Below are 25,607 nucleotides of genomic sequence, written 5' to 3'. Positions count from 1 at the left end.
CGGCTTCTTGGTCTCTTCGACGATCCGCACAGCCCCTTCACGGAACTCCCGGTCGTACCTCATTCTCTTCTCTGACATCGCAATCCTCATTGTCGATGCCTCCACGCTTCGGGGGGAACCTCAGAGTCAGATGATTTAAGTATCAACTACCACGCGTGCAGGAGGTGTGTAGGGCCAGGGGTTCTTCGCTTTCGGGGGTCGGAGGTCGCGGAGCAGCGTCGGGGGGGGCGTTGGGCGATTCGGGATCGTGCGGGCGTCAGCGCGGTGGCGGATGTCGAAGGCGGGTTGGTGACTCTCAGATCGAGCGAAACGGCATTAGGGCAGTGACAGGGTCGACGGCGATCGTGAGAAGGGAAGGTCGGGATGCCGAATGAGAGTGTTCGACAGGCGGCACGGCGCGCGGCGCTGGACGCACAGACGCGATTCCGGCGACGCGATGAAGAGCGCGACAAACGGCGGAGTCGGTTAGGGATCGTTGTCGTGACGATGCTCGCCGAGCGTGACGCGCAGATCCGCGTCTTCGAGCGCCGCGCCGGGGAAGCGCTCCACGCGCTGATCAGTGACGAGGGGTTTTCAGCTCGAGAAGCCGCTGAGTGGTGCAACTTGCCAGCCACGGAAGTCAAGCGGCTTCGTGAAGCCCTCCGAGTGAACGAGAGCCCGACAACGGGCGTGGTGGCGACGGCGACCAGGTCGAACTCCTCGAGGGTTTGGGCCATCGGGAAGGTGCCGGGGGTCGCCGCGGGCGGGATGTGCTCGATCACCCTCGTCCAGGCGATGCAGTACTGGCTCGAGCTCTGCGCTCGCGATCCCCGCGGGAGGCGCGCGTCCAGCAGGGCCGCTCCATCGCTGAAGCGGCCCTGCGGAGTCAACACGCGCGGCCGGGTGCCGGCGAAGGCCCGCGCGAGTGCTGGCCGGTATGCCTCAGCCGACCGATCCAGCATCCTGACCCGGGCTGCCGTCGCGGATGCGCAGCACGAGCTGGGCGCCGTACGGCAGCGCCTGGACCAGGCGCAGCTGGGTCAGCGCCGGCGAGGCATCGAGGATGCGCGCGCCGTTGGCGAGCGAACGCAGGGCCGCGGTCTCGGCACGGGCGGCCTCGAGCTGCGCTGCGCCACGGGAGCGGGCTGTGGCCAGCTCGAGCGCCGCGGCGCGCAGCTCGGAGGGCACGATGACGTCCTTGACGACGACCTCACGAACCTCGATGCCGACGGTCTCGCCCACGACGGCTACCGCGGCGGTGAGGCTCGGCGCGGACAGCGCGGCCGAGCGCGAGATGAGACCCTCGACGCTGAGCGCGGCCAGCCCGTCACGCAGGGCGACCTGCGCCGCGAGGTACACCGTGCCTGCCGGGTCGCAGGTGCGCTCGAGGAAGGCGACCGGGTCAGCGACCGCCCAGCGGACCGCTGCGCTGACCCGGACCGAGACCGCGTCCGAGGTCAGGATCTCCTGCGGCGAGACCGCCAGCAGCGACTCCCTGCGGTCGACGAGCACCCGCCTGGTGCCCCAACGGCGCTGGTAGAGACCGGGCTCCAGGACGCGGGTGAGCACGCCGTGGCGGTACTCGACGGCGGACATGTGGGCCGGGACGGTGAACGAGAGCAGAGTCATGATTGGGCACCTCCTTCGGTGCGGGTCGTGCGGATGGTCGGGCAGCGTGGCAGGACGAGGCGGGCACGGGATACCGGGCAGCGCAGGCGACGGCACCGCTCGGCGTCCACGCGGGCGGGACCGGACCCGCCAGGGTCCGGCCGCAGGGCCGTTGCGGACGTGGTCCCGATCGGTGCCGCCTGAGGTGGGGAGTTGAACCCCGGGCAGTGACCTGCGTTTCCAAGAATGGAACTCACCGCGAGGGGCGATACGCACGACCACGGTCCGGCACGCCGGCGTGACTGCTTCCCCTCGCTTGTCCGTGCGCAAGCATCGCCGACTTCGGCGACCGGCGCCACCGGTTTATCGGCGACTTCATGGGGCTATCCGCTCACCGTTCCCTGTGAGCGCCGGATCGGCTCGAACGGACCCAGTACCTCAGGCTCAGGCCTCGCGCCGTATGGATCGCGGCAGAGCGTCTGATGGTCGGCGTGGCCTTCGCCCTGGTCGGCGTGGCCTTCGCCCTGGTCGGCGTTGGGTTCGCAGTTCGCGCCTTGCGGACCTCGCGGGATAGCTGAACGAGCGGTGGAGGCTGGCGGCAGGCATGACTGTGCGGCGCGGCGCTCACGTTGAGACCGGCCGCCGAAGTGGCGCGAGAGCCGATCACCGGAGGCTCTCGCGTCACTGTCTCGTGTCGCCGGTGTCGACGATGGTTGCCCGCCGGGTCGCGTGAGTGTCGGTGTTGTTCTCGGCGGGTAGGTTCGTGCGTATGCATGATGCGGATGAGGTGTGGCACCGGGCGTTGGAGTACGACCGGGGGTCTCGGCGCGTGGGGACCGGGCGTTGCGGGATCTGGTGACCTTTCATGGCAGCGTCGCCAACGGTGGCCTGCTCAATGGGGTGGAGAGCTACTTCGAGGATGTGGAGTTCCCGCTGGCTCGCGTCATCGACGCGTACCGCTACTTCGGGAGGGAGGACGTCTCCGCGCTGATCAGCCGGTGCCTCGCCGAGCGAGGTGCCGTCGGCGAGGACGACGGGGACGCCCTGGAACGGCTCGAGCTGCGGGTCGACCCCCAGTACACGCTCGAGGAGAAGGATCTCACCGCGGCGCTGGACACCCGGCTGGCCGACTCCCCGGGAGACTTCGACCCCACGAACTGACCGATCTCGGCGCGGGGGTCTGATCGTCCTGCTGGCGACCGGGTTGGCATGGCGGGCGGTCACCGGCCGCGATAGGTGGCAGGTCTCCTCCACGTCGTCGCCTCCCGGGCTCTCGCTGTGTCCCTTCATCGTGACGTGGGCGGTCCTCCTTGCGATCCACGGGGGTGCCCGGCGTGCCGGACAGTGGCGACTTCTGCCCCGGGGTTCTGTGGGGGCTTATCGGGCCCTGGTCCTTTCGGGCTAGGGTCGCCCTATGGCCAGGACAGCACCGCGTTCCCGGCCACCGGTCACTGACAGATCGGTGCCTGGACCGGGCCGCTGGGCGGGCCGCGTCGCGACCCTGGTCGCGGGGGCGTGCCTCTCGGTCCTGGTGGCTCTCCTGGGCTGGTTCCTCGGGGCGGCCGCACTGACAGGTGTCGAGCCCGGTGTCGGGTTCGTCACCTGCGGACCGGCTCTCTTCGGCCGCCCCGACCCGCTGCCCCATCCCAGCTGCGCCAGCGCCTACTTCCCGCTGCCCGCCGCCAGCGTCGCCTTCATGGTTGCGGGGATCATCGGCGCGATCGGCTGCCTGGCTCTTCTCGCCCGCCAGAGCACCCGCAGCGTCGCCCCGTGCTCCAGTCCACACTCACACCCCTGCCGCTAACGGGGGTCGACTTGCGCATCCATGCGGCGCAGCGGCCGCTGTGGGAGGCGACGGGCAACTCGAGCGGCCCGTGTCGATAGTGCTGGCCTGGTGGCGGCCGATGCTGGCTGGAGTGGCAGGTGGCCGGTCTTGGCCTCTGTGCCGGGTCAGCTGTCGGCGAATCCCGCGGGAGCGTCGGCTTCGTCGCAGGAGGGCGCCTCGGCGGGACAGACGATGACGGTGAGCGGTTCCACGCCCGAGGCCAGCTCGCCGCCGGTCAGGCTCAGACCTTGCGCGGCGCCGGCGTTCGAGGGGTCGGTCAGCTCGAGCTCGAGGACGACGTAGCTCGCCGTCGCCCCGATGCCGTCGTCGCTGATGTCGGAGCAGGCACTGCTGACGGTGCGCCCGTCGTGGCCTCCCGGCACCAGCTCCGGCAGCGACCCGTGGAGCATGCCCATCCGCTCTGCGGTGGCGTCCTGGCTGACGACGGCGAAGTCGACCACCCGCAGTCCCTCGATGGCCTGCCACCTCAGGCCGTCAACAGTGACCGGATCCCCCGACCGGCTGCACCACAGCTGGGTGCCGAAGACGACGTTGCCCTGCGGGGACGCCGGAACGGCCGCACCCCACGGCACCTGTGCGACCGGGTCGACGCGCGGACCGCCGACGATCGCGCACCCGGCCAACCCGACGCACCCGGCAACGAGCGCCCACACCCTCACACGGCCGTGCCAGTCCAGCCCAGTCACCACGGCCCTGCCACTCGGTCGCTTCCGCACCGACACCACCCCCTCCACGGGCGAGCGGTCCAGGACACAGCCTGGCTCAACTCGCTCACAATCCCTGTCCCGCGTCATCCAACCAGACAGCTCAGCCGACGAGCATGCACCACGCCTCGGACTCCCCGCAGCCAATGAGCCCTTGAGGGCGGTATGCAACGGGGCGGCGGCTCGTCACCGAGCCTCGTTCGCTCCATGGGTGTACGGCGAGAACCTGGGGAGGCATTCTGTCCCCGCCGGGGACTCTCACCGGATCGCGACGGCGGGTCAACATGCGACTTTGCCGTTCCTGCGTGTGGTCCTGCGCGTCGTCCGGGGCGTTGTCGTTGCCGTCGCAGGCGAGAAGCCAGATAAGTGGCTCTTCCCAGATGAGGGTGTAGGTCGGCCGGGCGCGTCGGTCCGCAGGTAGACGTCGAGATCTCCCGACGATGGAGGTTCCTACGCATCCATCCGAAGGACCTCGACGTGACCGACGCTACCCCGCCGGCCGGCTTCGGCCGCCCTGACCTGACCGCCTTCGCGTCTCATCCCAATCGACCCTGATCGAGTCTGCTGACCCCCTCGACGAGAACGCAGCGACATCACAGCCACCCAACCCCGACCGTCCGGGAAGCCGGGACACGTCACATGGCCTGTGCTGCGGGCGTGTCGAGTGGGTCGTCCAGGGGCGACGCAGGAGCGTCGACGCGACGTGCTGAGAGGTGGTTCCAGTCGAGCACTAGGACACCGGCTACAGGCATGGCGATAGGTCAGGAACGGCGTCGCTCCCTACGCAGGAGGGAGCGCAGAGTCTCGGCGTTCGCGTAGCCGACCCGTAGCGCGATCTCGGCGGAGGTGAGGTCCGTGGTTGCTGAGAGGTGCCGAGCTCGTTCGATGCGAAGCCGTTGGACGAAGCCGAGCGGAGTGAGGTTGAGCGCCGCACGGACTCGTCGTTCGAGGGTGCGCCGGCTGGTGCCGAGCGACTGCGCGACGAAGGCGACGTTGAACGGTTCGTCCAGGCGGGCGCGCACGAAGCGTTCGAACTCGACGACGATCGGGTCCTCGTGCCGGAGATGTTCGTAGGCGACGAAGGCCGCCTGCGACGGACGCTCGTCGATGATGAGGAGCTTGGCGACATGTTGGGCCAGGTCGGGGCTGATCGATCGCACGAGTGAGAGCGCGAGGTCGATGTGGGCGAACGCGGCGCCGGCGGTGACGAGGTTCCCGTCGACCACCACCATGGTGTCGAGATCGAGGGCGACGGTCGGATAGCGCTTCAGGAACTCCGGCCCCAGGAACCAGCTGGTCGTCGCCCGCCGATGATGCATCCGTCCGGTCTCGGCGACAGCGAACACGCCGGTGCACGCCGCGGCGATCCGGGTGGTCGCGTCGTCGAGGCGCCCGAGCGAGGCGATGACCGAACGAGCATCTCGGCTCTGGAGGGCGTCGTTGGTAGCGGCGGCCGTGAGGGTTCCAAGCGCAGGGACGACGACCACGTCGAACTCTGCGGACTCCGACAGCGGGTGGTCCACCGACAGGGTCATCGATGCCGTCGTGGTCACTCGCCGTTTCGGTCCGAGGATGGCGAGTTCGATCGGGTCGATCCGCGGGTCGACATCGCCGCGGGCTCCGTCGGCCACCCGCACGATGTCGATGACCGACGCGACCGCCGAACCGAAGCAGCCGTCGATCGCGATCAGTCCGATACGCATGGCGCAAACAATAGCAATACTGCCGCATACGCCACTTCTCACATGCCCTTGCTCGTCATACGCTGAACTCGCTTCACCAAGAAACCTCGACACCTAGGAGAACCCCTCATGTCCACACCCGCATCACTTCCGTATGCCTTCGTCGCCAAGATCGTCGCGGCCGATGGACAGCACGACGCGCTCGCCGATCTGCTCGCCGGCGCTGTCGCGCTCGCCAACGAAGAAGTAGGAACGATTGTCTGGTTCGCGGTCAGGACCCACGCCGACACCTTCTGGATCTTCGATGCATTCCCCGACGAGGCCGCTCGCGACGCCCACGCCAACGGCGCCATCGTCGCAGCCCTGATGGCCAACCAGCACCTCCTCGGCGCAGCACCCGAGATCCTGGCGGCCGACGTCCTCGCGTCCAAGCTCCCGTAGTCCGCCAACGCACGAGACGATCGCGCCCCGCCGAGCCGTCGCCAGGTCGCGACGCAACGCCACGCTGCGTTGCCGAGCGGTGCGAGGCCTATCGGCACACGGACAGGATGCCGGCCGCGAGCGCTCAGCCGGCGAGGGGTCCGTCGCAGAGGAGAGCGACGTCGGTGCCGGGCAGAGCCGTGAGGCCAGCGCATCGCGCGACCACCAGAACCGAACCGCCCCTGCCCTGCGTTTCCGCAGGTCAGGGGCTGTTCGCCGGAGCCGCCTGTCGGAATCGAACCGACGACCTAATCACGTCGGCCTTGCGTCTATCGCTTGATGCGCCCACTGGGCGAACGAGCCGCTGACCTGCGCAAACGCCGAGCGTGGGGGACGCCGCCATCCGGTGGTGACCGACGACGACCGACCAGTACCGACCGTTTCACCGGAGCTTGCGGCGGCGTCGAAGCCGAGCCAGCTCTATTCCGGCTCATCCCATCGAGGGTGTAGCAGTTGGGGTCTGAAGCCGCCGGATTCGAGCAGGCATCTGGCGATGTAGTTGGTGAGGTTGCGGAACCCGAGGGCTGATCCGCGTAGGTGTTCAAGTCGTCCGTTGATGGCTTCGGTGGGTCCGTTGCTGGTGCCGGGGCGGTCGAAGTAGGCCAGGACATCAGCGGCTCGGGTCTTGAGGGTCCGGCCGAGTTTGGTGACCTCGACCAGCGCGGCGGGCACACCGGTGCTGACGGAGTCGATGAGCTTGACCATCAGCTCACGCCCGGCGCTGCGGTCTTCGTGCCGGTAGGCAGCGATCATTCTCTGGTAGATGCCCCAGGTCGCCTCGACCTGCACGTGCTCATCTGGCGTGAACAAGGCGGTCAGCCGCTCGGCCTGTGTGTCGGTGAGCAGGTCAGCGCCGGTGTGCAGGGTCCGCCTGGCCCGGTAGAGCGGGTCGGTCTTGCGGCCGCGGTGGCCGTGGATGGACTGCTGGACCCGGCGCCGGCAGGTGTCCAGGGCGTCCCCGGCCAAGCGCACGACGTGAAAGGGATCCATGACCGTGACCGCGTCAGGTAGTTCCTCAACGGTGGCGGTCTTGAACCCGGTGAACCCGTCCATCGCGACGACCTCCACGGCGTCACGCCAGGCTTGGGGGCGGTCGGCGAGCCAGGTCTTGAACGCGGCCTTGGAGCGGCCCTCGACCATGTCGAGCAGCCGGGCTGGGCCGGTGCCGTCACGGATGCCGGTCAGGTCGATGATCACGGTGACGTACTTGTCGCCCTTGCGGGTGTGGCGCCACACGTGCTCGTCGACGCCGATCGCGGTGACACCGTCGAAGCGTCCCGGGTCGTCGATCAGGGCGCGTTTGCCCTCGGCTAGGACGGCGTCGTTGGCGGTGTCCCACGCGACCGCGAGGCCTTCGGCGACCCGGGCGACGGTCAGGTGGGCCAGCACGATCGCCTCCAAAGCCCACCGCAGCCCCCGCCGTGACAGCTTGGCCCGCGGCTCCGCCGCCTTGCTGGTGTCTTGGCGCCACACGTGTCCGCAGTGGGCACACCGATACCGGCGGACGGTGACCACGAGCGTCGTGGGGCGCCACCCGAACGGTTCGTGCGCCAACACCCGGGTGACCGTGTCTCTGGGTGCGCCCTCGCAGCCGCAGCGCCGGCACCACTGGTCCGGCTCCACGACCCTGCACGCGATGACCGCCCGGTCAGGCTCCACCCGCTGCCCGACGGCGACGAGGCCGAGCTCGTCAAGGCGGGCGAACGTGGTCAAGTCAGGGCAAGCGAAGGTAGCGTCAGGCACGTCGAGGTCTTCCAGGTGGGCAGCGTGAGAACTCCCATCCTGCGAAGGCCTCGACGCCTATCCCCGCACCGACGCGCCGACCACGGCGAAGTCAGGTCCTACACCCTCGATTGGGAAGAGCCGGGCAGGCCCTTCAGGCCGTCACAGACGATGAAGAAGACGTCCTTGATGCCGCGGTTCTTCAGGTCGGTGAGCACGCTCATCCAGAACTTCGCGCTCTCCCCGCCGCCTTGTCCGGCCCACAGGCCGAGCACGTCCCGGCGACCGTCCAGGTCGACCCCGATCGCGGCATAGAACGGCTGGTTGCCGACCTGCCCGTCACGGACCTTGACGTAGATCGCGTCGATGAAGATCGCCGCATAGACGCGTTGCAGCGGCCGGGAGGACCAGCTTTGCATCTCCTCGAGCACCTTGTCGGTGATCCTCGAGATGGTGTCCTTACAGATGCTCGCGCCGTACACCTCGGCGAAGTGCGCCGAGATCTCGCCCGTGGTCAACCCTTTGGCGTACAACGAGATCGCCACCGCATCAACGTCATTAAGGCGACGCTGCCGCTTCTTCACGATCACCGGAGCGAACGTGCCGGCCCGGTCCCGCGGCACCTCGATGGTGACCTCGCCCGCAGTATCGGTCAGCACCGTCTTGGTGCGGGTGCCGTTACGGATGTTGCCTGAACCAGCCGCATCGCTGGGCTGATGCTTCTCATGGCCGAGGTGCTCGACCATCTCCTCCTCCAGCGCCGACTCCAGCACCGTCGCGGTGATCGACTTCAACAGCCCCTCCGGGCCGGTCAGATCCTCACCGCGGGCACGAGCGGCCCTGACCAGCTCCGCCACCGCGGCCCGCTCACCCGGAGTCGCCCTCGCTGATGTCCTCTTCTTCGCTTCCTTCGGCATCGAGCTCATGCCCTTGAATGTTGCCTCGGTCATCGGTGACCAGCCTTCCTCACCAGCACCGCTGGCGTGTCGGGCCAAAACCACCGTTCACCGGACACTCCCGGCCGCCGCGGTGTGCCCGAGTTCGATGCGTTGGCAGGCATGCCGGTCGGTGACGGGGATACTGGCATGGGTGCGTCTGGAAGTATCTCGAGTGGCGCTTCCACGAGAACGGACGGAGACAGCGAAGCCTTGCACGCAAGCTTGCCAGTCCGCGGCTCTGGATACCTTGAGAGTCCGGGAGCTCGTCCCGCCGTCGTGTCGTGCGTCTTCCTGCGGAGAAATGGGGGTGCGCGTTGACGACGGTGTGGCGAAACCGCGTCAACATGGTCGCCGGTTGGTTGATCGGTTACGGGATCTTCCTCTTCATCACCTGCCTTGACCCGCTCTCCGTGTACACACAGTCACAAACCGTCGACGGGTCGGAGGCTGACTCGTCGCTGGTGGTGGTGCACGTCTTCTTCGCTGCACTCAGCGTCATCGGCTTTGCCCTGTGGGCAGTGCCCTATGTGCGCACCTCGCCCGGTGAGGTTCACGTCGTCAATCCCCTCTCCACGTGGACTCTCCCGGCAGAAGTACTCGGGACTCTCGAAGAGGGCTTCATGTTCCCGCGCGTGAGATGTAGAGGGCGCACTATTCAGCTCTGGGGTCTGGAGCGAAGTGTGGCCGACAGCATCCGAGGACACATCGTGGAACCGGTCGCGGCTCCAGCGTCCGCCGATGCCTCGATTGTCGAACCCAGCCGCAGGCGCACACTGCGACCGGCACTTGGAGTGCTGATGGCGCTCTGGCTCGCGGCCAGCATCGCCGGAGTGCTGAGGGCGGCCGGCTGAGCTGCGTATCTCGCCAGCGCCGGGCCGGAGGTCGGGAAGCAAACAGCCGAAACTCCGCCCACCGCGCGTTTCGCGGCGGAGAGATGCACCTGCTGGGACGCGTGGAGCCTGGGTCGGGCCCTTCAGAATGGGCCGCTGTTGTGGGTCACGTTGTCGTTGGCGCGGAAAGCGCCGGGTGTGTTGTGTCCGATGCGTTCACCCGACGCGCCCCGGCGGGCGAGCACGACGACAAGCCCGCCNGCCACCACATGCGGACACTATGGCAGACCCGGTGGCCCAGAGCCGAGCGTGCGCCGTAACTGGTGGTGGCAATCCTTTGCAGGCCCCGTAGGCAATCAGTCTCGGCCCCGCCCGCAAGGACGCTGACCCTCAAGAACGGCTCACAGTTGCGCCCAGCTCCCGGCGGAATGGGTCACCATCTTCGGGCCCGGCAGGAGGAGCTGAGGCTCGGACGCGAGGAAAGTCCGGGAAGCTGGGGGCAGCCGTGCCGCCGGGGGTGCGCTCTTGGAGAGACCGGCGGTTGATGTTCCGTAGGGTGGAGGGCTCGCGGTCGGGCTGGTCGAGGGGGTAAGCATGGATGTGCAGGAGTATCTACGCGAGTTGGCGCAGGTGAACCGCAATGGTTTCGGCTTTCTGCTTGCCTACGGCTCGACCTGGCTCGCCGCTGCGGTGCTGGGGTGGCGGTTCGGGGAACGGGTCGGCACCTATGCGGCGCTGTTCCAGGGCATGGTCGGCCTGCCGCTCGGGCTTCTGCTGACGGCGGCCGCCGCCGATGGCCCGCGTCCCCAGGACGCGAGCTTGAACTCGCTGTCGATCTACCTCAGCATGGGCCAGTTGCTCATCCTGCCGCTGGTCATCGTCCTGGTGACCTTGGAGCGGTACACCGTCGCGGTTGCGGCACTCGCGGTGACGTTGGCGGTGCACTTCGTGCCCTACTCCTGGCTCTACTCCACTCCGATCTACATCGTCGTGGCAGCCGTCGTGGCAGTGGGAACCGCCGTCCTGATCGCCCGGAAGGGACCCGACAGGGCCACCGGTGGGCGGATCTGTGCCCTCACCGGCGCCGCCCTCATCCTCGGTGGCCTCGCCGCGTTGAGCAGCTGAGGCATCCGCCAACTGCGCATTCGTCGCCACAGCAGGCTCCGGTAGACGGTCGAGCCAGTACCTGACCGGAAGACGAACAGAGTGCGACCTCAAGCGGTTCAGAGCCCTCCACGGTGCGGACAACATCCGGCGAAGTGGGGCACCCGCAGATGATGCTGATCGATCTGCCAGGTGGATTGGCGCGGCGGGGTCGTATGCTGCTGGTATCACTTCGTCGATGGACCAGCGCCGCCGCGAAAGGCGCTCACGATGACCGTTACAGGAGCCTCGCCCGTTCGCCGATGACCGGCGCGAAGACCAAGCCCAAGGATTTGCGCTCCCATCGTCGCCAACGGCCTCATGGTTGCTGGGACCATCTTATCGTCGCGCCGCTGTGGGTCGCTTACGACGCGAATCTGGGCACCCTACTTCGCACGTGCGACGCGATCGGTGCTTGTCTGGCAGTTCCCCGCACCAAGCATTACCAACACGCTCTGCGCATTGGCGACACCCTGGGTCGGCAACGCCCTTGTATTCACTGGGTGGCGCCGTCGAAGGAGCAGTGGGTCGCCGAACAGCGAGAGCGGGGGAAGCGGATCGTCGCGGTAGAGCTTGCTGACGACGCGATCGCGCTGACCCGGCTGGTGCCCGCCCGTCGATCCACCGTGCTACTTCTGGGCCACGAGCACCACGGCGTGCCTGACGAGATCCTCATGGATGTCGATGAGTGCGTGCAGATCCCTATGGTGGGCATCGGAGCCAGCCTCAATGTCGCGGTCGCCGGCAGCCTGGTGGCCTACAGACTGGCGGGCCTTTCATGAACCGTGGCCGAGCTGACCGCCCTCCAAGTTTGGCCGACTGGCGGCGAAGCCGCACATAGCGCGAGCCGCGGGCGAGGTCTTACGCAGTCGCCTCTTTGGATGTCATGATGGTACTGCGATTAGTACTATCATGATGTGCCCTCAGTAGCCAAGATCGTCGCCGCGATGCGCGCCAACCCGCGCAACATCCGCTATGACGACCTCGCCAAGGTCTGCGAGCACTACTTCGGCCCACCGCGAACCAGCGGCGGCTCGCACGCAGTGTTCAAAACGCCCTGGCCCGGCGACCCGCGGGTCAACATCCAGAACGACCACGGCAAAGCCAAGGCCTACCATGTCCGCAGGTCCTCGCCGCGATCGAGAAGAAGGAGGCCAGCTCATGACCAGCGCCACAGTCGACGCCACCCGCTACACCTACCGAGTCACGTGGTCCCTCGAGGACGAGGAGTTCGTCGCGACCTGCCTCGAACTGTCCTCGCTGTCCTGGCTGGCTCCCACCCAAGAAGAAGCCCTGTCCGGCCTCCGGGGCCTGGTCAGCGAGGTTGTCCAGGACCTCGCAGAAAGCGGCGAGCCTGTTCCAGAGCCGCTGTCGGTGAAGTCATTCTCCGGGAAGTTCAACCTGCGTGTGGGCGAGCACCTCCACCGACGCCTGGCCATGGAAGCAGCCGAGGAACACCTCAGCCTCAACCAGTACGTCGTGCGTCGTCTCAACAACGCCTCCTGACCCCAGCCGCAACAGGCGGTCGACTGGCGGCGAAGAGACTCAAGCCGCGGCGTGCAACGATGTCGTCATGGACGGCATCGGGCGGTGCAGCTCCGGGAGGCTGTGGTGAGGGCTGCGGGGGTCTGTCTACTTGCAGGTGCCGCGCTGTTCATGCTTGGGCGCCTCGTAGGCAGCATGTTCATCGCCGCCGCTGGCTTGCCCCTGATGGTGATCGGGGCAGCCGGGTTGGCCTTGGCTGGCCTCGCCCACCTGATCGCGGTGAATCAGCGCCAGACAGGTCGGCCTTGAGCGGCTATTGGTGACTTCCCGAGCGCTGCCCCTACCGGACAGCTGGTCGGATCGGACGTTCAGCATGCAAGGCAACATGCGCCGCGCGTTTCGCGGCGGAGTGGGGCGTTCCACGGTGAGGCTCGCGATGCGACCATCGGGGGGTGATATCACCAACGTTGGAGACGGAACGGCTGCGCCTGGACCGGCCGGCGCGGGCGGATGCGGCGGGGGTGTTCGCGATCCTTGGTGACTCCCGGACCGTTGAGCACAACCCTTCCGACCTGCTTAGGGAGGAGTCCGAAGCCGTCGAGCTGGTCGACCGATGGGTCCGCCACTGGGATGAGCACGGGTTCGGCTACTGGTGTGTACGGATGGCGGGTTCGAACCGGGTCATCGGCTACGTCGGGGTCAAGCGAATGACCGTGCGCGGCAGCCGTGTACTGAATCTTGTGTGTCGTCTGGGTCCGGATACGTGGGGACGGGGGCTGGCCACCGAGGCGGTGTCGGCGGTGGTGTCGTCGGTGGCGTCCGAGATGCCGACCGAGACGATCCTCGGGCGAGTGCGCCCCGGGAACTCGGCCAGTCAGAACGTGGCGCGGAAGGCTGGCCTGCAGCGTGACACCACCCTTGATGACGAGGGTGACGATGGCCTCGACTGGGCATTCACCAACCGCAAGCAGCCGTGACCAAGCCCGCTGTGCAGGGCATAGTTCCGAACGGTGCACTACGCGTACCTGGTCAGCGGAGTGTTTCGCGGCGTCTTGGGGCCGGGTCGACAGGCGGCGGAAGGATGCACCCATCGTCGCGGTTGTATGTGCCGCCGACGAGCGTTCTGGGTCAGCGTGCCAGCGTAATCACGACCCACCGGTCCGTGTGAATGATTAACCCGGCTGTGCATGAGGCACGAGGAGTCAGCGAGGTTGATAATCAAGGCGAGTTCGGTATCGGCGGGCGCACCAGGGTGGCCCGGTTGGGGAGGGTCATGGCTGTTCGAGAGTTGACGGTATCGGCGAATGACCTAGCCACGATGGAGGTCCCGAAGCGCGGCAAGAGACTGCAGGTCGTCGGAGGCGGGGTCGTGGCCGGCCGGGACTTCACGGGGCTGCGGTGGGCTGCGATCGAGCTGCAGGACTCGATGCCGGGCTGGGCAAGGCTGCTGCCCGTCGGCGCCCGCCGACCGATGGCGGATCGGTGGGTTATCACGTTCGAGGACTGCAACTTCTCCGGCCTGCGATGCATGGGCTTCGACCCGGGCCCGGCACGGTTCATCCGATGCCGCTTCGACGACGTCCGGGTCGGGTTCTCCCCGGATGCGCTGGTGCATGCGCACTTCGTGGACTGTGTTTTCAGCGGGGAGCTGCACGGCAACCTCTCGGCCCAGCGGAACTACCGCGACCCCCGGGGACGGGCGGTTATCAGCGGGAACGACTTCCGTCGGCTCGCCGGCGCCAGCTACATGGACGGGGTCGACCTGGAGACCAACCGGTGGGATCACGGCGGGGAGCACCTGGTGGTCCGCCGCGGCGGACCAGGGTGGCCTTCGGTCACGGCCCGGCGCGAGGAGCACGAGCAGCTGCGGTGGCTGGTTGACAACACCAAGCCGGGGACGCGGCAGTCCTTCGGCGTGTTCGAGCGTCAGTACACCGACCTTGACCTGTGGGCCTTCCTGACCTATCACGTCCTCGCCCACGCGCCTGGAACTCCCGAGCCCGCGCTGCTGCCCAGACCAGCGCCGGTGCCGCTCATGCAGACACATGAGAGTCGGGAACCGACGTTGGACATGGACGCCTTCGAGCGCGGAGAGGTGCGGCTGGCGCCGTTAACCGCCAGGGTGCAGGTCGGACCCGAGATGGTCGACTTGCAGGTCGACCATGCCCAGCTCGTCGAGCTCCTCTCCCGAACGACCGGCCTGGACGGCGCCGTGCTCTTGGAACAGGAGCTCGTGCCCAGCGACCGGCTCGACCGGCTCCGCCGCGCCAGCGCTGACGACATCGCCCGCGCCAGCGACCCCTGGTCGGCCCCGAACGAGAAAGCACCCGACACCCTGGGCCCGTGGCAGCAGGACCTCATCGAGCAGGAACTGCGCACACTGCAGGAGCTACTGCGTCGCCACCCCGACGAGCCACTGACCATCCTGCAGCCGTAGGAGGGCCTCCCGTTCACTGGCCTCAAGGAGTCAGTCCGGTGTCCGCTCGCCACACCAGGCGCAATGCCCGGACCGAACGTACGCCCGATTCGCGGCGGAAGGACGCGGGTCTGGGAGCTGTGACCTTCGCGTGTAATGCTGCCGTTCGTTGCGGGGGTGGGGTCGGGATGCGTGGTCCTGTCCGGGGGGAGGTTAGTCTGCGCGGAGGGCCTCTGAGGGGGCGATTCGGCCGGCGCGGACCGCGGGGTAGGCGGAGGCGACTAGCCCGGTGGTGAGGCCGAGCGCGGGTCCGGCGAGGGCGAGCAAGGGCGAGAACTGGTGGGTCCAGTTCAGGAGTGCTGCGATCGCAACGGAGGCGCTCACGCCCAGCGCCGAGCCGGCCAGGCCGCCGAGCGCGCCGATGAGGGCGCCCTCGGTGAGGAAGACGCCGGCGACGGAGGGTGATGACGCACCCAGTGCCCGGCGCAGCCCGATCTCGGGTGTTCGTGCGACCACGGAGACCACCATGGAGTTGGCGATGATGAGTGTCGAGAGCGCGAGCAGGAGCAGCCCGATACCCGCTGAGAGCCGCGCGAGCTGGCTGTCCACGCCGGTGCGCACGTCACGGAAGTCGTTGACGGCCGAGACGTCGAGAGCGGCTGGGTTGTCGGGACGGACCGCTTCACGGATGACCGACGCTACGGGTGCCCCGGCGCCCGGTTCAGTGAGCACCAGGAAATGCGTGGTCCACTCCGCCACCCCGGGCAAGGTCAGTGCCACGGCGTAGGGCAGGATGATGGCGCGGTCGAGGGTGACGTCGGGGCTGGAGGTGACGATGCCGAGGACCTCGTAGGGGCGTCCGTCGACCCACACTCTGCGGTTGGTGTGGGGCCCTTGGAGCGGGATGCCCAACTGCTGCGCGGCAGCCGAGCCGAGGTATGCGACGCGGTAGCGTCCGTCGGTCTCGTTGAGCATCCAGGCGGTGGGTGGTTCCGGGGTCACTCCAGCGGCTCGCAGGTAGGGCGCGGTCACCCCGATCACCTCGACGGCGAGCAGGTCCCTCTGTTCGGCATGGGGCGCTAGCCTCGAGGGCTGGGCGTCGGCAACGGCGACGTCGACGCGCCGGCCGGCCGCATTGACGAGGTCGATCGTCGCGGCCCGCTGTTCCGCGTCTGGGGGGAAGGCCGGCTGCGGGGCGGCGGCGTTGGGGTCGGGAGCGCGACCGGTGACGGTCAGCAGGTTGGTCGATGCCGCGGCGAGGTCCGCGTCGATCTGCCGGGCGGCCGAGACGGTCGTCGCGGTCGATGCCATCAGCACCCCGCAGCTGAGAGCGACGGCGACGAGCAGCAGGACAGTGCGGCCGCGTCGGGCGGACAGATCGATCGACACATCACGCAGGACGGACCAGATCCGAAGGTCTCTCATGTCGTTGTCTCGCTGGCTGCTCCATCCGCGAGGATGATCGTGCGGTCGGCCCACATCCCGATGCGGGTGTCGTGGGTGATGACGACGACGGCCGCGCCACGGCCGGCCTCGCGGCTGAGCAGGTCCAGTACCTCGGCGGAGTTGCCGTCGTCGAGGTTGCCGGTGGGTTCGTCGGCCAGGATGAGCGATGGCTGGGCCACGATGGCTCGGGCAAGAGCGAGCCGCTGCTTCTCTCCGCCGGAGAGGGTGCGGCCCTGCGCGTGCAGGTGCGCGAGCATACCGACCTCGGCGAGGGCTTGCTCCACCATCGCCGCTCTCTGGCCGGCAGGAACCCTGAGGATGTCGAGCTTGAGGTCGAGGTTCTGCGCAACGGTGCGATGACTGATGATGTGATGGCTCTGGAAGACGAACCCGATCTCGCGGCTGCGAAGCCGATCTCGCTCACGGTTGGAGATGGTCGACACGTCGACTCCGGCCAGGTGGTACGTCCCCGAGTCCGCGCGGTCGAGCAGGCCGAGAATGTTCATCAAGGTCGACTTACCCGCGCCGGAGCGGCCGTGGACGGCGACTCGCTCGCCCGGTGCCACGCGCAGGTCGACACCATTGAGCACGCTGATCGGCGGCGGGCCCAAGAAACCTTTGTGGAGCGCGGTGGCGTCGATGACCATCAGGCACCGGCGACGACGACAAGGTCGCCTTCGGCGAGGTCACCGTTGACGACCTCGACATAGCCCCCGCTGACCGCTCCGGTCTCGATATCGATCCGTCGCGTCTGACCCGCATCTCCAGCCCTGTCCACCGCAGCGAGCACGAAAGTCCCGCGCTCATCTTCGCGCACCCCGAGCAGCGGCACCGCCAGTGCGCTCACCGCCGTGCCTGCATCGACGCGAGAGACCGTCACCACCGACTTGTCCCGCACATCCCCGGGCGCCTCGCTCAGGCCGATCGTGACGGCGAACCCAGCCACCTGGGCATCACCGGATGAGAACTCGCCGATCTGGGTGATCTCACCTGACACGGTCGCGCCGTTTGCCCCGACGACCCCGACCAGGACAGCATCACCGACGGCAAAACTGTCCACATCGACGACGCCGACCCGAGCCGACACCGACGCCGCACCACCGGTGATCACCGCAGCCACCGGTGAGTCACTGGGCAGCACGGTGCCCACCGCCTCGATGCGCGTCACCACATAGCTCTCATGGCTGATGGAGACGACCTCGCCCAGCGGCAGCAGCACGCCGCTCGGCGACGGCGCGCCGCCCTGGACCGCAACACCCTCACCGGCACCGGATGCGCCCGTAGCCGGGGTGGACTCGAGTACCTCGGAGGGGACCGCTACCGGCACTGCCTGAGCACCAACCCCCGCTTTGCTGTAGAGGCTGCGTACCGCGGCACTGGTGCCAGGTCCAAACTCACCGTCCACGGCCCCGCGGTAGTGCCCGAGGGCGGAGAGCTCCCGTTGGACGGCGGCAACGTCGGCGCCGCTCGCTCCCGGGCCGAGATCACGGTAGAGCGGAAAGGGAAGCTGCAAAGCGAGGATGGGTCGTCCCGAAACCTCCACGATCAGCGATCCGCTGCGGATCTCATCACCCACACCCGAACGTGCGGCAGTGACCACCGCCGGCCCCGCACCGACCACAGCCCCGACGTTCAGCGACTCGCCTACGCTCAGCTCCCCCTGCAGAGTGGGACTCGAGGAGCTGAACTCACGCTGTTCCACCACGGCCGTGACGACAGGGCTAGTCGCGGCATTACTGACTGCGTCATCCCACGGGGAGCGCACCGAGCGCCCAACGAGGAACGCTACGACCAGTGCCCCCACGCTGAGCAACGCCCACGCCACCAACCAGCGCGAACTATGGCGTGGCGGCGCGAGAGCCCGCGATTCGGTCACAGACCTGCCGCCGCCAACACCGCGCGCGCCTCAACCAGCATCGCGTCCAGACGAGCACGCTCGGCCAGCAGCTCATCACGATGCCGGGCAATGATCGGCGACTGCGCAGCCGCCTCCATTGCGGTCAGACGCTTGATGAACGACACCTCGTTCTTGCACGTCACATCCGCCACCGCGAGGCGCACATCGTTCTCCGTCACCTCGCCACGCTGAACGGCCTCCCAATCCACTCCCGCCGGCGCCAGGTCCTCAGAGTCAACCTGTATGCCCGCCCGCGCCAGACAGCCGACCCAATCCGAGATAACGGCCGCCCACTCCGCACCCGCCTGAACCTTCTCCGAAGCCGACGAGAACTCGCCATCCCACACACCGTCGGCAGAAACCTTATGGAACCTGGAGACCTCAGGAGTGCCAGCACAGCGACGGCGCTCCGACATCTCCGCCTCCGAGATCTGCACCTCTTCGGCGTTCCGCTCCAACGCCGCCAGCTTCTCAGGCGACTCATTGATCACATACCCGAACTGTTGGGCGTCTGACATCCGCCAAAGACCGTACATTCGCGACACGTCGTTGTCGGGGATCACCCGGCGAGGAATCTCCGCAGTGTTGATTCCGGCGTTCTCCACACACTGGATGAGCGCCACGTTTCCGGCAGAAACGACATCATCGAGTTCGGCCTCCGAAAGCCGGAACTGGTCCGCCGGCAAAGCGACTGTCCCGGTCTCCTCGTCGATGTAGGCCGGCAAGGCGGGGCCACTGTCTCCAACCGATGTTCGACCTCCGTCGCCGTCCGGGGCATCACTCCCACCAGAGCAGGACGACAGCATCGAACCCGCCAGGACAACGGCCAACAGACGATGACTGAGGCGTACCACCAGCAACCCGTCATTCATCAGCAGTTCGTGAAACGGTGGGAGAGGATCCGGTTGTCCCAGTTCTCTCCCCGGTAAGCGCTACTGCCTCCACCGTTGGCCAAGTAGGGATCCTGGTAATTGACACCTTCACTTACCCTGTCGAAGTAGAGCCACTCTCCCCGGCCGCCGGTCAGTTCGTGGAACCGGACGTCACACGAGACTCCTTGGTTTCGAACCGAGCTTACGTCCCTGTTGATGTAGTTGTTTCCGTAGGGGACGTGGTCAGACCAAATCACTGTGTAGTAGTCGTCCATGTTGTTGACCATCCCGCGCCACCGCCCTGAATAGGTGTTGTCCTTCCAGACGCACGCCGCGCCGTTGAAGCACTGCTCAGTGCCAGCTTGCGCCGGCGCAGCCAGGAGCAGTGCCGTAGCCACCAATCCGAGCGATGCGATCAGAGCCGAGAGCCGAGAACCGAGAACCGAGAACCGAGAACCGACATGAGACCTCCCCTACCCCCAGAGGGCCCTGCGCCCTCCATTGCGGGGAACCTACCACGCCCACACGGACAGCCAGGCGCGGCAAGCAGAAACTGACGTGCCGGTCCCCCAGGGCGAGGGCCGCACCTGGGGTGGGCGATGATCGCACTGGCCGGGACCGCAGTCGGACTTTCCTCTTCCTTGAAGCTCAGCCGCCGCTCGAGAACGCCCTTGCCGAACGGGCCTCGTCGAGCGGCGGCACGGGGAGTATGCGTCGGTGAAACAGGCCTGCGCAGTCGTCCCCGCGGCTGCCTGGTCGCGGCGACCATGCCCTCCTCGAAGATGCACCCAAGGAAGCCAACGCCGATGGACGTGCGGACTTCCTCGACGGCGAGGCCGCTCGTCCGTAACCGCGCTCGCTAATGTCACATCGAGTATGCGCGACGTCAACGCATGGCGCGCGTTTCGCGGCGATGTGACACAGGTTGCGCCTGCAGCGTTGTGCACCTCGCTTCGGTCCTGGGCTTGCTTATTTACATAAGGTTTGCTTATATTGGTAAGTATGTACCTCACGGACCGGGAACAACAGATCGTGGCCCTGCTGCGACGTGACCCGCTGATTGGTTCCGCGGCGATCGCCGAGCAGCTGGCGACGACGAGGTCGGCGGTCAACGTGCACCTGTCCAACCTGAGCAAGAAGGGCGTCATCCTCGGTCGTGGCTACCTGCTCGGTGAGCAGCCGGGCGTCGTGGTGATCGGTGGAGCCAACATCGATGTGAAGGCCCGCAGCACCGCGCCCGCCGCACTGCAGACCAGCAACCCGGGCCATGGTTCGATGACGCCGGGCGGCGTAGGCCGCAACGTCGCGGAGAACCTGGCCCGGCTGGGGACCCGCACGCACCTCATAGCCGCGCTCGGGCGGGATGCCCTGGGTGACAACCTGCTGGCCCAGACGGCCGCGTCCGGCGTCCGAACGGAGTTCATTCAGCGCACGGAGCGACCGACTGGCACCTACACCGCGATCCTGGACTCCAACGGGGAGCTGATCGTGGCCGTTGCCGACATGGCCGCAACCGACGACCTCGGGCCGGACCACCTCAGCCAAGCGCGCGACATCATCGCAACCGCCGGGTTACTTGTCCTCGACGGCAACCTCGCGCCTGCCACCCTCGACCACGCGCGCGACCTCGCCGACGCGGCGCAAGTCCGGACCATCCTCGAGCCGGTCAGTGTGCCCAAGGCAAAGGTCCTCCGCGCGGCCATCAGAGCGGACCGGCCGCTGTACGCGGTGACGCCGAACCGGGACGAACTCGCCGCCCTAAGCGACCTTCCTACCCGAACGGACCGGCAGCTGCGCCTCGCCGCCGACAGCCTTCACCGACAAGGCGTCGACCACGTCTGGGTCCGACTTGGGGCGCGCGGATCATTGCTCAGCAGCGCCTCGACCGGGGTCACCTCCCTCCCAGCGATCCCGACCACCGTCGAGGACGTAACCGGAGCAGGAGACTCAATGCTGGCCGCCTTCTGCCACGCCCTGCTCGAGGGCCAGGACCCCGTCGACGCCGCGAGGTACGGCCACGCCGCCGCAGCGCTGACCATCGCAAGTCCTCACACTGTCCGCCCCGACCTCACGCCGCGGATGGTCCGCGCCACACTCACCCCGATCAGCTAGGAGACACCGCAATGACCACACCCCACCCCTCCCTCGTCCTCACCGACGAGGTGGCCCAGGCGCTCGGAGACGGCGCACCCGTCGTCGCACTGGAGAGCACGATCATCAGCCACGGGATGCCTTACCCGCAGAACGTGGAGATGGCCACCGAGGTCGAGCGCATCATCCGTGACGGCGGCGCGGTGCCGGCCACCATCGCGGTTCTCGACGGACGCCCCAGGATCGGTCTTGACGCTGAGGGTCTCGAGCTGCTCGCCACCAGCGCTGATGTAACCAAGGTCAGCGTCCGCGACCTCCCCTACGTCATCGCACGGGGCAGCCACGGCGCTACCACCGTGGCGGCCACCATGCGGCTGGCCTCACTCGCAGGCGTCAGCGTCTTCGTCACCGGCGGCCTGGGAGGAGTCCACCGCGGTGCGGCGCAGTCCTTCGACACCAGTGCAGACCTGACCGAGCTGTCGATGACCAACGTCGCAGTCGTCTCAGCCGGCGTGAAAAGCATCCTGGACATCGGGCTCACTCTGGAGACCCTGGAAACCTTGGGCGTCCCCGTCCTCGCCTACCAAACGGACGAGTTCCCCGCCTTCTTCTCGCGTTCCAGCGGACACGAATCCCCACTACGAGCCGACAGCGCCCGCGAGATCGCCGACGTGATGGTCGCCAAGTGGGATCTGAACATCGCCGGTGGAATCGCCGTGGTCAACCCGATCCCGAGCGACGACGAGATCCCTGCGAACGAGATCGACGGCATCATCGACCAAGCCATCACCGACATGGAGGGTGCCGGCATCCACGGCAAGGAAGCCACGCCCTACCTCCTCGGCCGGATCGTCGAGATCACCGGTGGGGCGAGCCTCACTGCGAACATCGCCCTGGTCAACAACAACGCCCGGCTCGGCGCCCAGATCGCCCACGAGTACGCCGCCCTGACAGGCCCGGCCTGACCCGCTGTCGAGCGGTGGTCATCCCTGGCACCCGCGACAAAGCCATGTGTGTTCCGACACCTCGACGACCCAACACGTCGAGCGAGTCCATGTGCCAGCTGGCGCGTCGCGGTCGTTCCTAACGGCGAGGCATGTCTGGGACGCATTCAACGAGGTTGGACCCTCGCTCGGGTCTGCTGCAGGCTTGAAGTCGGTGTCGATTTGCACCTGCTCAAGATCGAGACGGAGATCAATCAATGGGGGGCCATCCAACTCCCGATGGTGCCCTGACCGTGACCCGCTTGGAAGCGTTCATGGTTTACGTGATGACCGTTGCGGACCACCAGCCGCCTACCCGCCTCGTCGAGCTCGTCGGTGAACGCCTCGACCTAGGCAGTGACCTCAGCCTGCCACGCGACGGACAGCATCGCCCGGGCGCCGTCGCGGACAATCTCATACAGCAACGACCCACCCTCGGCCACAGCGTCTCGTCGTTCGATCCGTTCTCCTCGTGGACTACTTTGAGCATGGGTGCACCTTCCCGAGCCGGCGCGTCAACGCCGACCCCGATCGGACACGCTGCAGAACCCTCACGGTGAGTGACGCGGTGGTCAGCTGCTGTCGGACGGAGGTGGGCCACCGCAATCACAGGTATAGGAGTCGTCGTCGCGCCGCGAGGGGCACCTGCTCACGGTTGACCCTGCCCCGCCCTTGACGATCGTCACCCGGCGCAAGGACGCAACTTGTTCGCCAGGTCGGCGACCTGGGTCGGGGCTCACATGGTGTCGTGGCGCGAGAGCTGCCGCTTCGGCGAAGGCATCGCATGGACGGTCCCTGCCAAGACCGCGGCCAGCGGCAGGGCGGCGAAGGTCCACATCACGGTGGCGAACCCATGTACTGAGGTGAATAGGGAGGCCACTGCTCCGATCGCCGCCGTCACCGGAGCGCAGATCACGGTTGCGTACGCCAGGGCGGCACGTTGCCATCGGGTGCCTGGGCGACGGCGAACCAGCACTGATGTGGCGCCCAGTGTCATCGCGGCACCGACGACCCAGAGGAACCACGCAGCCCTCCAGCGCTGCGGATCTTCCAGCGTCCCGCACGGGGCAACGTTGCAGGCGCCGGTGACGAACAGCTCGGCTGTTGAGGAGCCCAGTTGCTGGCTGCCACCATCACAGCGAGTCCGGCACCAAACGCCAGTTGTGCGCTCCTGCTCCTGCCTGACCTCATCCCAGAACCCCCTAATGGCGCCCGCCGGTGGCAGAAGGTCGAGTCTATGAGGAGCCTCCCAGTGCATCCGGGGCTGGCCACGCGATTGAGATCGCGGGCGATCAGGCTCGCTGTGATCATCGGGGTCAACAGCCGGCGGAAGGGGGCGCCTGCGTGTGCCGTTCGCTCTGGAGGCTGGACTATCTGAGCCTCTGCGGTGGTTGACGAAGCAGTCCGACTGACCCCAGCAGTAGAGGAGCATGCTCATGGCCACCATCGTTGTCTTCGGCGGGACCGGATACACCGGCGGCAGCGTCGTTCGGGAGGCTGCGTCGCGAGGTCACCACGTGATCTCGGTGAGCCGGTCCGAGCCGCAGGAGCCTGTGGAGGGCGTGCGCTACGAGGTCGGCGGCGCCTCCGATGTCGCTGCCCGCGTCGTGCCGGGCGCCGACGTCGTGCTCGCCGCGCTCTCCCCACGCGGTGACATGGCCGACCGCCTCGTCGAGACGTACGGCGAGCTGGCCCGACTATCCGCCCAGGCTGGTGCGCGCTACCTGCAGGTCGGCGGGTTCAGCTCACTTCGACCCGGGCCGGGCCTGCCGCGGGTGGTCGAGGGTGAGATCCCGGAGCAGTACTGGGCCGAGGCGTTGGAGGGTGAGGCCACCCGGGTGATGCTCGCCGAGCAGGCGCCCGAGGAACTCGACTGGCTCTTCATCAGCCCCGCTGGAGGCTACGGTGCGTTTGCTCCCGGCGAGCGAACCGGTACCTACCGGGTCGGCGGTGAGATCGCGCTCTTCGACGCCGACGGGAACTCGAACATCTCCGGTGCCGACTTCGCTCTTGCCATCGTTGACGAGATCGAGAACCCGCGTCATCACCGAGAGCACATCAGCATCGCTTACTGACCACGGGCCCAGGTGCCCGCTGCCCGCGGCGTGCACGACGTCCTACTTCGCAGCACTGCGCGCCGCGTCTATCACTGCGACGTGCTCGGCCGCGAGGACCAAGGATGATGGGGCTCGTCGACGCGCTGTCAACCTCGGCATCTCACCACTCGTTGGCTCCACTCTTCCCGTGAAGGAAGCCGATCAGATGAGCCCACCCACAGAATCCGCTGCTGGGCACGACGGTGGCACGTCCTCTGGTCAGGTCAGGACCGCGCGGCTGCTGGTGGTTGGCCAGTTCGTCCTGATCGGTATCCTCGTGGTGCTCCCGAAGGGCGATGACTGGCCGGTGCCCGCTGCGCTCACCGTTGCCTGCAGCGCGGCCACCATCGTGGGCCTGACCGTGATGGTGATCGGCGCGACGGGACTTGGCCGAGGTCTGACGGCCACGCCGTTGCCGAACGCCCACGCCCAGCTGCGTACGGGCGGCCTCTACCGGTACGTACGGCACCCCATCTACAGCGGGTTGTTGCTCATGATGGCCGCAATCACGGTGGCGGCCGGAAGCGGGCTCCGGCTCCTCACCCTGGCAGCGCTGGTCCTGCTCCTGAACGTGAAAGCACGATGGGAGGAAACACGCCTGGCGGAGCGATTCGAGGGATACGCCGACTATGCCGACCGCACTCCACGGTTCGTGCCCTTGCGGTCGCGGAGGTCACCGTGAGAGCAAGTGCGGGACGTCCCTGACTGTTGAGCGATGCGGAACCACAGACCACGTGGTCAACTGCCGGCGGTGTGCAGCACCTCTGCGCGCGCCGGAGCTACGCTGACGTTGATGTGACCTCGCCACGTTGGGGAGGGTTCGCATAGATCCCACAGGGGACGGCAGGTCCCTCGAGAACCTGAGTGTTATGCGGCTGGAGGCTCCCGNGTTCTGGCCGAGCGGATCCGGTCGGCGGTCGCCGCGGCGGCCGGTCCGGAGGGCTTTCGGGAGATCAAGATGTTCGGCGGCCTGTGCTGGACGATCAACGCCCACATGGCCGTTGGGACCGGTGACGATGATCTGATGGTCTATGTCGGCAAGGACGGCACTGACCAAGCGCTCACACGCGGTGCTCGCCCGGCCACGATGGGGCAACGAACGATGGGTGGTGTGGTCCTGGTGGCAGCCGAGGACGTTCCCGACGCCGACTCCCTCGATGCGTGGGTTCGCCCAGCTGTGGAGCGGGCACGGGCAAAGCCACCGAAGACCCCGAAGAAGTAGCCGAGGCGACAGGGGCTCAAGAGGAGCGACACAGGATCCTTCGCAGATCGTCGTCACTACCGGTCGAGTGCCGGCGCAGAGACGCACCCGACGCGCCAGCTGGATGCGTTCTAGTTGTCGTCGTCTTCGGCCGCAGGGTCGGTAAACCATTCCAGGTGAGTCAGGCC

The 25,607-nt window shown here is 67.4% G+C and carries 23 protein-coding genes and 2 pseudogenes; 14 read left to right on the top strand and 11 right to left on the bottom strand.

Annotated elements, in window-relative coordinates; all coding sequences use genetic code 11:
* Positions 1–921: 921 nt before the first annotated feature.
* A complete protein-coding gene (locus GA707_RS20275) occupies positions 922–1,608 on the bottom strand; it encodes a slipin family protein (RefSeq protein ID WP_152180264.1) in 687 nt (228 codons plus the stop codon).
* 768 nt (positions 1,609–2,376) lie between these two features.
* Here GA707_RS20275 and GA707_RS20270 point away from each other — a divergent pair.
* Together GA707_RS20270 and GA707_RS20265 are read left to right on the top strand one after the other, a co-directional pair.
* Positions 2,377–2,748 (top strand): hypothetical protein, encoded by a 372-nt coding sequence (locus GA707_RS20270; protein ID WP_152180263.1) that lies wholly within the window; start codon positions 2,377–2,379, stop codon positions 2,746–2,748.
* Positions 2,749–3,049: 301 nt separating this feature from the next.
* A complete protein-coding gene (locus GA707_RS20265; protein WP_152180262.1) occupies positions 3,050–3,391 on the top strand; it encodes a hypothetical protein in 342 nt (113 codons plus the stop codon).
* Between the two features lie 146 nt (positions 3,392–3,537).
* Here GA707_RS20265 and GA707_RS20260 read toward each other — a convergent pair whose 3' ends face one another.
* Positions 3,538–4,122, bottom strand: a complete 585-nt coding sequence (locus tag GA707_RS20260) for a hypothetical protein (RefSeq protein ID WP_193315466.1) — start codon at positions 4,120–4,122, stop codon at positions 3,538–3,540.
* Positions 4,123–4,898: 776 nt separating this feature from the next.
* The gene (locus tag GA707_RS20255; RefSeq protein ID WP_003941078.1) at positions 4,899–5,840 is read right to left on the bottom strand and encodes a GlxA family transcriptional regulator; all 942 of its coding nucleotides are present in this window, start codon (positions 5,838–5,840) and stop codon (positions 4,899–4,901) included.
* Between the two features lie 108 nt (positions 5,841–5,948).
* On the opposite strand from GA707_RS20255, the gene GA707_RS20250 reads away from it, so the two are divergent.
* On the top strand, positions 5,949–6,260 hold the full coding sequence (locus tag GA707_RS20250) for a putative quinol monooxygenase (protein ID WP_003941073.1): 312 nt from the start codon (positions 5,949–5,951) through the stop codon (positions 6,258–6,260).
* A gap of 459 nt (positions 6,261–6,719) precedes the next feature.
* On the opposite strand, the gene GA707_RS20245 is transcribed toward GA707_RS20250, so the two are convergent.
* Positions 6,720–8,042: an ISL3 family transposase gene (locus tag GA707_RS20245; protein WP_152180260.1), complete on the bottom strand. Its 1,323-nt coding sequence runs from the start codon at positions 8,040–8,042 to the stop codon at positions 6,720–6,722.
* A gap of 122 nt (positions 8,043–8,164) precedes the next feature.
* Positions 8,165–8,947, bottom strand: a pseudogene (locus tag GA707_RS20240) (IS256 family transposase); the annotation flags it as partial.
* 326 nt (positions 8,948–9,273) lie between these two features.
* Here GA707_RS20240 and GA707_RS20235 point away from each other — a divergent pair.
* The 6 genes from GA707_RS20235 (at position 9,274) to GA707_RS20205 (ending at position 14,854) form a co-directional block, all read left to right on the top strand.
* On the top strand, positions 9,274–9,810 hold the full coding sequence (locus GA707_RS20235) for a hypothetical protein (RefSeq protein ID WP_152180259.1): 537 nt from the start codon (positions 9,274–9,276) through the stop codon (positions 9,808–9,810).
* A 573-nt stretch (positions 9,811–10,383) separates the two neighbouring features.
* Positions 10,384–10,914 (top strand): hypothetical protein, encoded by a 531-nt coding sequence (locus tag GA707_RS20230; RefSeq protein WP_152180258.1) that lies wholly within the window; start codon positions 10,384–10,386, stop codon positions 10,912–10,914.
* A gap of 152 nt (positions 10,915–11,066) precedes the next feature.
* Positions 11,067–11,714 carry a TrmH family RNA methyltransferase gene (locus GA707_RS20225; protein ID WP_226963999.1) on the top strand — a complete coding sequence of 216 codons (648 nt, stop codon included), beginning with the start codon at positions 11,067–11,069 and terminating at the stop codon, positions 11,712–11,714.
* Between the two features lie 379 nt (positions 11,715–12,093).
* Complete coding sequence (locus tag GA707_RS20215; RefSeq protein WP_152180257.1) at positions 12,094–12,438, top strand: type II toxin-antitoxin system HicB family antitoxin; 345 nt, start codon at positions 12,094–12,096, stop codon at positions 12,436–12,438.
* Between the two features lie 431 nt (positions 12,439–12,869).
* On the top strand, positions 12,870–13,394 hold the full coding sequence (locus GA707_RS20210; RefSeq protein ID WP_152180256.1) for a GNAT family N-acetyltransferase: 525 nt from the start codon (positions 12,870–12,872) through the stop codon (positions 13,392–13,394).
* Positions 13,395–13,735: 341 nt separating this feature from the next.
* Positions 13,736–14,854 (top strand): hypothetical protein, encoded by a 1,119-nt coding sequence (locus tag GA707_RS20205; protein ID WP_152180255.1) that lies wholly within the window; start codon positions 13,736–13,738, stop codon positions 14,852–14,854.
* 192 nt (positions 14,855–15,046) lie between these two features.
* Here GA707_RS20205 and GA707_RS20200 read toward each other — a convergent pair whose 3' ends face one another.
* The 5 genes from GA707_RS20200 to GA707_RS20180 form a co-directional block, all read right to left on the bottom strand.
* Positions 15,047–16,258, bottom strand: coding sequence for an ABC transporter permease (locus GA707_RS20200; RefSeq protein WP_152180254.1), 1,212 nt, complete (start codon positions 16,256–16,258; stop codon positions 15,047–15,049).
* Entirely contained in the window at positions 16,255–16,890 is a 636-nt protein-coding gene (locus GA707_RS20195) for an ABC transporter ATP-binding protein (protein ID WP_226963998.1), read from the bottom strand. The genes GA707_RS20200 and GA707_RS20195 overlap by 4 nt, the downstream gene beginning before the upstream one ends.
* Positions 16,891–16,925: 35 nt before the next feature.
* Complete coding sequence (locus GA707_RS20190) at positions 16,926–17,855, bottom strand: peptidoglycan-binding protein (RefSeq protein WP_193315465.1); 930 nt, start codon at positions 17,853–17,855, stop codon at positions 16,926–16,928.
* Between the two features lie 296 nt (positions 17,856–18,151).
* Positions 18,152–19,048, bottom strand: coding sequence for a hypothetical protein (locus GA707_RS20185; protein WP_152180251.1), 897 nt, complete (start codon positions 19,046–19,048; stop codon positions 18,152–18,154).
* Positions 19,048–19,446 carry a peptidase inhibitor family I36 protein gene (locus GA707_RS20180; RefSeq protein ID WP_193315464.1) on the bottom strand — a complete coding sequence of 133 codons (399 nt, stop codon included), beginning with the start codon at positions 19,444–19,446 and terminating at the stop codon, positions 19,048–19,050. Before GA707_RS20180 ends, GA707_RS20185 begins: the two co-directional genes overlap by 1 nt.
* A 604-nt stretch (positions 19,447–20,050) precedes the next feature.
* Here GA707_RS20180 and GA707_RS20175 point away from each other — a divergent pair.
* Both GA707_RS20175 and GA707_RS20170 read left to right on the top strand, forming a co-directional pair.
* Positions 20,051–21,160 (top strand): carbohydrate kinase, encoded by a 1,110-nt coding sequence (locus GA707_RS20175; protein ID WP_152180249.1) that lies wholly within the window; start codon positions 20,051–20,053, stop codon positions 21,158–21,160.
* A gap of 11 nt (positions 21,161–21,171) precedes the next feature.
* Positions 21,172–22,104, top strand: a complete 933-nt coding sequence (locus tag GA707_RS20170; RefSeq protein ID WP_152180248.1) for a pseudouridine-5'-phosphate glycosidase — start codon at positions 21,172–21,174, stop codon at positions 22,102–22,104.
* 287 nt (positions 22,105–22,391) lie between these two features.
* Here the strand turns inward: GA707_RS20170 and GA707_RS20165 are convergent.
* A pseudogene (locus GA707_RS20165) lies at positions 22,392–22,612 on the bottom strand (IS256 family transposase); the annotation flags it as partial.
* A gap of 946 nt (positions 22,613–23,558) precedes the next feature.
* Between GA707_RS20165 and GA707_RS20160 the strand changes: the two are divergent.
* The 3 genes from GA707_RS20160 (at position 23,559) to GA707_RS21880 (ending at position 25,440) form a co-directional block, all read left to right on the top strand.
* Positions 23,559–24,197 carry an NAD(P)-dependent oxidoreductase gene (locus GA707_RS20160; protein WP_193315463.1) on the top strand — a complete coding sequence of 213 codons (639 nt, stop codon included), beginning with the start codon at positions 23,559–23,561 and terminating at the stop codon, positions 24,195–24,197.
* 187 nt (positions 24,198–24,384) lie between these two features.
* Positions 24,385–24,900, top strand: a complete 516-nt coding sequence (locus GA707_RS20155; protein WP_152180246.1) for an isoprenylcysteine carboxylmethyltransferase family protein — start codon at positions 24,385–24,387, stop codon at positions 24,898–24,900.
* Positions 24,901–25,110: 210 nt separating this feature from the next.
* On the top strand, positions 25,111–25,440 hold the full coding sequence (locus GA707_RS21880) for a TfoX/Sxy family protein (RefSeq protein ID WP_370460063.1): 330 nt from the start codon (positions 25,111–25,113) through the stop codon (positions 25,438–25,440).
* The last annotated feature ends 167 nt before the right edge of the window (positions 25,441–25,607 follow it).

Origin of the sequence: Nostocoides sp. F2B08 (genome assembly GCF_009184895.1) — a bacterium.
Taxonomy (GTDB): Bacteria; Actinomycetota; Actinomycetes; order Actinomycetales; family Dermatophilaceae; genus F2B08.
This window is presented reverse-complemented; position numbering and strand designations above follow the sequence as displayed.

Bases quoted from the DNA above. Each gene is read 5' to 3' on its own strand.
- GA707_RS20275 (WP_152180264.1), bottom strand. From the start codon at position 1,608: ATGACTCTGCTCTCGTTCACCGTCCCGGCCCACATGTCCGCCGTCGAG.
- GA707_RS20255 (WP_003941078.1), bottom strand. From the start codon at position 5,840: ATGCGTATCGGACTGATCGCGATCGACGGCTGCTTCGGTTCGGCGGTC.
- GA707_RS20250 (WP_003941073.1), top strand. From the start codon at position 5,949: ATGTCCACACCCGCATCACTTCCGTATGCCTTCGTCGCCAAGATCGTC.
- GA707_RS20230 (WP_152180258.1), top strand. From the start codon at position 10,384: ATGGATGTGCAGGAGTATCTACGCGAGTTGGCGCAGGTGAACCGCAAT.
- GA707_RS20225 (WP_226963999.1), top strand. From the start codon at position 11,067: ATGCTGATCGATCTGCCAGGTGGATTGGCGCGGCGGGGTCGTATGCTG.
- GA707_RS20215 (WP_152180257.1), top strand. From the start codon at position 12,094: ATGACCAGCGCCACAGTCGACGCCACCCGCTACACCTACCGAGTCACG.
- GA707_RS20205 (WP_152180255.1), top strand. From the start codon at position 13,736: ATGGAGGTCCCGAAGCGCGGCAAGAGACTGCAGGTCGTCGGAGGCGGG.
- GA707_RS20200 (WP_152180254.1), bottom strand. From the start codon at position 16,258: ATGAGAGACCTTCGGATCTGGTCCGTCCTGCGTGATGTGTCGATCGAT.
- GA707_RS20185 (WP_152180251.1), bottom strand. From the start codon at position 19,048: ATGAATGACGGGTTGCTGGTGGTACGCCTCAGTCATCGTCTGTTGGCC.
- GA707_RS20175 (WP_152180249.1), top strand. From the start codon at position 20,051: ATGTACCTCACGGACCGGGAACAACAGATCGTGGCCCTGCTGCGACGT.
- GA707_RS20170 (WP_152180248.1), top strand. From the start codon at position 21,172: ATGACCACACCCCACCCCTCCCTCGTCCTCACCGACGAGGTGGCCCAG.
- GA707_RS20160 (WP_193315463.1), top strand. From the start codon at position 23,559: ATGGCCACCATCGTTGTCTTCGGCGGGACCGGATACACCGGCGGCAGC.
- GA707_RS20155 (WP_152180246.1), top strand. From the start codon at position 24,385: ATGAGCCCACCCACAGAATCCGCTGCTGGGCACGACGGTGGCACGTCC.